Annotated in this window: 6 protein-coding genes; 5 read left to right on the top strand and 1 reads right to left on the bottom strand. The window is 62.1% G+C overall.

Annotated features, from left to right (window positions below):
- From F3J44_RS27725 to F3J44_RS27710, 4 genes are all read left to right on the top strand, one after another.
- Positions 1-96 (top strand): transposase domain-containing protein (locus tag F3J44_RS27725; RefSeq protein ID WP_167269783.1); only part of this gene is annotated, 96 nt, incomplete at its 5' end.
- A gap of 158 nt (positions 97-254) precedes the next feature.
- Positions 255-914, top strand: coding sequence for a paraquat-inducible protein A (locus tag F3J44_RS27720; protein WP_167059333.1), 660 nt, complete (start codon positions 255-257; stop codon positions 912-914).
- Complete coding sequence (locus F3J44_RS27715) at positions 901-1,524, top strand: paraquat-inducible protein A (protein WP_167059330.1); 624 nt, start codon at positions 901-903, stop codon at positions 1,522-1,524. Before F3J44_RS27720 ends, F3J44_RS27715 begins: the two co-directional genes overlap by 14 nt.
- Positions 1,517-3,817, top strand: a complete 2,301-nt coding sequence (locus F3J44_RS27710) for a PqiB family protein (protein ID WP_167059327.1) — start codon at positions 1,517-1,519, stop codon at positions 3,815-3,817. The genes F3J44_RS27715 and F3J44_RS27710 overlap by 8 nt, the downstream gene beginning before the upstream one ends.
- A 139-nt stretch (positions 3,818-3,956) precedes the next feature.
- On the opposite strand, the gene rpsT is transcribed toward F3J44_RS27710, so the two are convergent.
- A complete protein-coding gene (gene rpsT / locus F3J44_RS27705) occupies positions 3,957-4,235 on the bottom strand; it encodes a 30S ribosomal protein S20 (RefSeq protein ID WP_003247625.1) in 279 nt (92 codons plus the stop codon).
- 250 nt (positions 4,236-4,485) lie between these two features.
- Between rpsT and murJ the strand changes: the two genes are divergently transcribed.
- Positions 4,486-6,024 (top strand): murein biosynthesis integral membrane protein MurJ, encoded by a 1,539-nt coding sequence (gene murJ, locus F3J44_RS27700; RefSeq protein ID WP_167059324.1) that lies wholly within the window; start codon positions 4,486-4,488, stop codon positions 6,022-6,024.
- Positions 6,025-6,131: the final 107 nt, after the last annotated feature.

Here is a 6,131-nt window from a genome sequence, read left to right as displayed (position 1 = left end):
CCGTATGCCTACCTGAAGGATGTGCTGACGCGCCTGCCTACGCAGCGGGCGAGTGAGATTGCTGCGCTGCTGCCGCATAGGTGGCGTCCAGCTTAGTCGTGCAAGACGGTTTGCCCGTACGCTTACGCTTGGCCGACCGCATCGCGAGCTTTGCTCGCTCCTACGGGGGCTTGCGCAGGGCTCGTTTTTGGCAGCTCCCACATTTCGAGCTGGAACACTAGAATAGAGCCGACGTACCTATTCAGAACCTCGAGATGCCAGAACCTGTCAAAACCGAAGCCCTGGAGCAATTGCCGCTGGACGACCTCGTCGCCTGCCACGAATGCGACCTGCTGCTGCGCAAGCCTGTGCTCCATCACGGCGAGAAAGCCTTGTGCCCGCGCTGTGGCTACGAGCTGTACGCCCATCGCTACAATGTGGTCAATCGCAGCCTGGCGCTGGTACTGACGGCCCTGTTGTTGTTCGTGCCAGCCAATTTCCTGCCGATCATGCAGTTGCACCTGCTTGGCCAGTCCTCCGACGATACCGTCTGGAGTGGTGTGCTGGGCCTGTACAACTCAGACATGCGCGGCGTCGCTGTGGTCGTGTTCCTGTGCAGCATGGCCATCCCCTTGCTCAAGCTGTTGTGCCAGCTGGCCGTCCTGCTGAGCATTCGCCTGAATATCGGCCGCAGCTATGGGCTGCTGTGCTATCGCATCTACCACCACCTGCGTGACTGGGGCATGCTCGAGGTCTATTTCATGGGCGTGCTGGTGGCGATCGTCAAGTTGGTCGACCTGGCCGAGCTGACCGTGGGCCTGGGCCTGTTCTGTTTCATCAGCCTGCTGCTGATTCAGGTTTGGCTCGAAGTGGTGATGTCGCCCCACCAGATCTGGAGTGCACTGTCCGGGGAGGATCTTCATGCGGGCGATTGATGCAGGCATTGTGGTGTGCAATGAGTGCCACGAATTGAACCGTCAGGATGCCGAGAGCGACTCGCAAACCTGCACCCGTTGTGGCGCCACCGTGCATGCGCGGCGCCCCAACAGCATCATCCGCACCTGGGCGCTGCTGATCACGGCATCGATCCTGTACATCCCGGCCAACCTGTTGCCGATCATGACGGTCAGTACCCTGGGGCAGGGCAGTGGCGACACCATCATGTCGGGCGTTATCACCTTGCTCAAGCATGGCATGGTGCCGATCGCGGCCGTGGTGTTCATCGCCAGCATTCTGGTGCCCACCTTCAAGCTGGTGGGTATCGGCCTGCTGCTGTATTCGGTGCAGCGCCGCCAGCCACTGTCGGCGCGCCAACGCATCCTGATGTACCGCTTCATCGAATTCATTGGGCGCTGGTCCATGCTGGACATCTTCGTCATCGCCATTCTCGTGGCCGTGGTGAATTTCGGCCGTATCGCCAGTGTCGAAGCCAACCTGGGCGCTGTCGCCTTCGCTACTGTGGTGATTCTCACGATGCTTGCCGCTTTAACTTTCGATCCCCGACTGATCTGGGATAACACGGAGTCGGATGACGACCATGAGTGACATGCCAACGGCTAAAACCCGCCCTGCCTCCAATTGGTCGGCCATCTGGATCCTGCCGCTGATTGCGCTGATGATCGGCGGCTGGCTGGCTTGGCAGGCCTACCGCGATGCCGGCGTGGAGATCGAAGTACGTTTCGAGACAGGCGAAGGCATCGTCGCCAACAAGACCGAGGTGATCTACAAAGGCATGTCGGTCGGTAAGGTCACCAAGCTGGTGCTCGACGCCGAGGGTGAGAAGCAGGGCGTTATCGCCACCATCGAGATGAACAAGGCCGCCGAGCCGCACCTGACCAAGGGCACGCGGTTCTGGTTGGTGAAGCCGAGCGTCAGCCTGGCGGGTATTTCTGGCCTGGAAACACTGGTATCGGGCAACTACATTGCGGTCAGCCCTGGCGAGGGCGAGCGCACCAAGCGCTTCACTGCCCTGAAGGTGGCGCCGCCACTGTCCGACAGCGAGCCGGGCCTGCACCTGACCCTCAAGGCCGAACGCCTGGGCTCGCTCAACCGCGACAGCCCGGTGTTCTACAAGCAGATCCAGGTAGGCCGGGTGAAGAGCTACCGCTTGTCCGAAGACCAGAGCACTGTGGAGGTCAAGGTTTTCATCGAGCCTGCCTACGCAAGCCTGGTGCGCAAGCACACGCGGTTCTGGAATGCCAGTGGCATCAGCATCGACGCCGACCTGTCCGGCGTGAAGGTGCGCAGCGAGTCGCTGTCGAGTATCGTCGCCGGCGGTATCGCCTTCGCCACCCCTGAGTACCGCAAGGACAGCCCGCCCACCGACCCGAGCCTGCCGTTTCGCCTGTACGAGGACTTCGATGCCGCCCAGGCGGGGATCCGCGTGAAGGTCAAGCTGAGCGATTACGAAGGCCTGCAGGCTGGCCGCACGCCGGTCATGTACAAAGGTATTCAGGTGGGGTCGCTGAAGACCTTGAAGATGGAGGACAACCTTGCCAGCGCCACCGCCGAGTTGACCCTGGACCCACTGACCGAAGACTACCTGGTCGAGGGTACCCAGTTCTGGGTGGTCAAGCCGTCGATTTCCCTGGCGGGCATCACCGGCTTGGAAGCACTGGTCAAAGGTAACTACATTGCCATTCGCCCGGGTGAGCGCGGTGCCAAGCCGCAGCGCGAGTTCGAGGCCAGGGCCAAGGCGCCGCCGCTGGACCTCAAGGCGCCGGGCCTGCACCTGGTGCTGTTCGCCGATACCCTGGGTTCGCTGGAAGTCGGCAGCCCGGTGATGTACCGCCAGGTCAAGGTCGGCAGCGTGCAGAGCTACCAGTTTGCGCGTAACAGCAACCGCATCCTGATCGGTGTGCACATCGAGAAGGAATACGAAAACCTGGTGAACGGGTCGTCGCGGTTCTGGAACGTCAGTGGCATCACCCTGACCGGAGGCCTGTCGGGCATCAAGATCAAGAGTGAGTCGCTGCAGACGCTGATGGCCGGTGGTATCGCCTTCGACACGCCAAGGCCCAATGTGGCGCTGAAGCGGCATATTCCGCGCTTCCGCCTGCTGGAAAACCAGGATGCAGTGAACCGCGCCGGCACCCTGGTGACCATTCGCGTGGACCGCGCCGATGGCCTCAAGCCGGGCACACCCATTCGTTTCCGTGGCCTGGACGTGGGCAGCGTCGAAAGCGTCGACCTGACCAAGGACCTGCAGGCTGTCATGCTGCGTGCGCGCATCACCGAGGCCGCCGAGCGTATTGCCCGGGTTGGCACGCAGTTCTGGGTGGTCAAGCCGGCCCTGGGGCTGGTGCGCACGGAAAACCTCGATACCTTGATCGGCGGCCAGTACCTGGAGGTGCAGCCGGCGATCAAGGACAAGGGCGTGCAGCACGACTTCATCGCCCTGGCCGATGCGCCCGAGGTGGCTGGGGAGGAAGTCGGTTTGCCGTTGACCCTCAGTGCCCCCCGCCGTGGTTCGATCAAACCGGGCGTGCCGGTTACCTACCGTGAAGTGGCGGTGGGCAAGGTGACCGGCTTCGAGCTCGGCCAAACGGCGGACCGGGTATTGATCCATATCCTGATCGAGCCGCGTTATGCGGCGCTGGTGCGTGGCGGTAGCCGGTTCTGGAACAGCAGCGGCTTCGGCTTCGACTGGGGCCTGTTCAAGGGCGCGACGGTGCGTACCGAGTCCCTGGAAACGCTGATCGACGGCGGCATTGCCTTCGCAACGCCCGAAGGTGAACAGATGGGCAACCCGGCCCGGCCGCAGCAGACCTTCGCGCTGTTCGACAAGCCCGAAGATGCCTGGCTGCAGTGGGCGCCGAAGATTCAGATCGCCAAGTGATGGAAAGGTTGGCCCGTTCCCCCTTTGTGGGAGCGGGTTCACCCGCGAACACGGGCGTAGCCCGTGCCATTGACCGAGGGCTAAATCGCAGGCATAAAAAAACCGACCCTAGGGTCGGTTTTTTCGACAAGAACGTCGCTTAGGCAGCTGCAGCTTCTTTCAGCGCCTTGATGTGGCCATTCAGACGGCCTTTGTGGCGAGCAGCTTTGTTCTTGTGGATGATACCTTTGTCGGCCATACGGTCGATTACTGGTACAGCCAGAACGTAAGCGGCTTGCGCTTTTTCGGCGTCTTTTGCGTCGATGGCTTTAACTACATTCTTGATGTAGGTGCGGACCATGGAACGCAGGCTGGCGTTGTGGCTGCGACGCTTCTCAGCCTGTTTTGCACGTTTCTTGGCGGAAGGTGTGTTGGCCACCGTCGAGCTCCTCGAAAGACTTTAGGTAAATAGCAAACAAAATAGGCCGCGAATCATGCCGATGAGTAGACCGGATGTCAAGGCCACCTGCAGGGTTCCGCCGAGTGGTGCAGCAGCAGGCGGGAAATATTCCTTTCTGGCGTGCTACCTGTAAACTCGGGAATTTTTGGCTCCCCTGCGAAGGCGCGGGAGTATCGCACATTCGAACGCTGTCTGGCAGCGTCCTCTGTCCCTGGCGTGAATCTTTTCGATGAATCTGCTCAAATCCCTGGCTGCAGTCAGCTCCATCACCATGGTTTCCCGGGTGCTGGGCTTCGTGCGCGACACCATCCTGGCCCGTGTCTTCGGCGCCGGCATCGCCACCGACGCCTTCTTCATCGCCTTCAAGTTGCCCAACCTGCTGCGGCGCATTTTCGCCGAAGGGGCGTTCTCCCAGGCCTTCGTACCGATCCTGGCGGAATACAAGACCCAACAGGGCGACGAGGCCACGCGCACCTTCATTGCCTACGTTAGCGGGCTGCTGACCCTGGTGCTGGCCCTGGTCACGGCCGTGGGCATCCTGGCCGCGCCCTGGGTGGTGTGGGCCACCGCACCGGGCTTTGTCGACAGTGCCGAGAAGTACCAGCTCACCACCGACCTGCTGCGGGTGACCTTTCCTTATATATTGTTGATCTCCCTGTCGTCCCTGGCCGGTGCGATCCTCAACACCTGGAACCGTTTTTCGGTGCCGGCCTTCACCCCCACGCTGCTCAACGTGGCGATGATCATCTTCGCCGTACTGCTGACGCCGTACTTCAACCCACCGATCATGGCCCTGGCCTGGGGCGTGCTGGCCGGTGGCCTTGCCCAGCTGCTGTACCAACTGCCAGCACTGAAGAAAATCGGCATGCTCGTGCTGCCGCGCCTGAACCTGCGCGACACGGGCGTGTGGCGGGTGCTCAAGCAGATGCTGCCGGCCATCCTCGGGGTGTCGGTGAGCCAGATTTCGCTGATTATCAACACCATCTTCGCCTCCTTCCTGGTGGCCGGATCCGTGTCGTGGATGTACTACGCCGACCGCCTGATGGAGCTGCCCTCGGGCGTGCTCGGCGTGGCCCTGGGCACCATCCTGCTGCCCACCCTGGCCAAGACCTACGCCAACAAGGACCGCGAGGAGTATTCGCGGATCCTCGACTGGGGCCTGCGCCTGTGCTTTTTGCTGGTGCTGCCGTGTACCCTGGCCCTGGCGATCCTGGCCGAGCCGCTGACCGTCGCGCTGTTCCAATACGGCAAGTTCAGCGCCTTCGACGCGGCCATGACCCAGCGTGCGCTGATCGCCTATTCGGTCGGCCTGCTGGCGATCATTCTGGTCAAGGTACTGGCACCGGGCTTCTATGCGCAGCAGAATATTCGTACCCCGGTGAAGATCGCCATTTTCACCCTGGTGTGCACCCAAGGCTTCAACCTGGCACTGATCGGCCCGCTGCAACACGCAGGCCTGGCCCTGGCGATCAGCCTGGGCGCTTGCCTGAATGCCGGCCTGCTGTATTGGAAGCTGCGCAGCCAGCAGCTGTTCCAGCCGCAACCGGGCTGGGCGATGTTCCTGCTCAAGCTGGTGCTGGCGGTCACCCTGATGGTGGCGGTACTGCTGGTGGGCATGCACTTCCTGCCGGCCTGGGAGCAGGGCAACATGCTGGCACGGTTCCTGCGCCTGGGGGCGTTGATCGGCGCCGGCGTGGTGACCTATTTCGGTTGCCTGTATCTGTGCGGCTTCAGGCCCCGGCACTTCGCCCGCAACGCCCTGCACTAGGGCCAATGGCGGGTCAGGCGTCGGTTTTTCGCATTCCACGCCGCCCCCGGGCGCTGCTGCCTGTCACCAGCGCCCGGGTGTGGTTATAATCGGCCACTTTATGAGCA

This window comes from Pantoea sp. Tr-811 (genome assembly GCF_011752535.1).
Classification (GTDB): Bacteria; Pseudomonadota; Gammaproteobacteria; order Pseudomonadales; family Pseudomonadaceae; genus Aquipseudomonas.
Note: the sequence above shows the minus strand (reverse complement) of the source record. Positions and strands in the feature narration are given on the sequence as shown.

What these genes read in the sequence shown, in the direction of transcription:
- F3J44_RS27720 (WP_167059333.1), top strand. Translation starts at nt 255, where the DNA reads ATGCCAGAACCTGTCAAAACCGAAGCCCTGGAGCAATTGCCGCTGGAC.
- F3J44_RS27715 (WP_167059330.1), top strand. Translation starts at nt 901, where the DNA reads ATGCGGGCGATTGATGCAGGCATTGTGGTGTGCAATGAGTGCCACGAA.
- F3J44_RS27710 (WP_167059327.1), top strand. Translation starts at nt 1,517, where the DNA reads ATGAGTGACATGCCAACGGCTAAAACCCGCCCTGCCTCCAATTGGTCG.
- murJ (WP_167059324.1), top strand. Translation starts at nt 4,486, where the DNA reads ATGAATCTGCTCAAATCCCTGGCTGCAGTCAGCTCCATCACCATGGTT.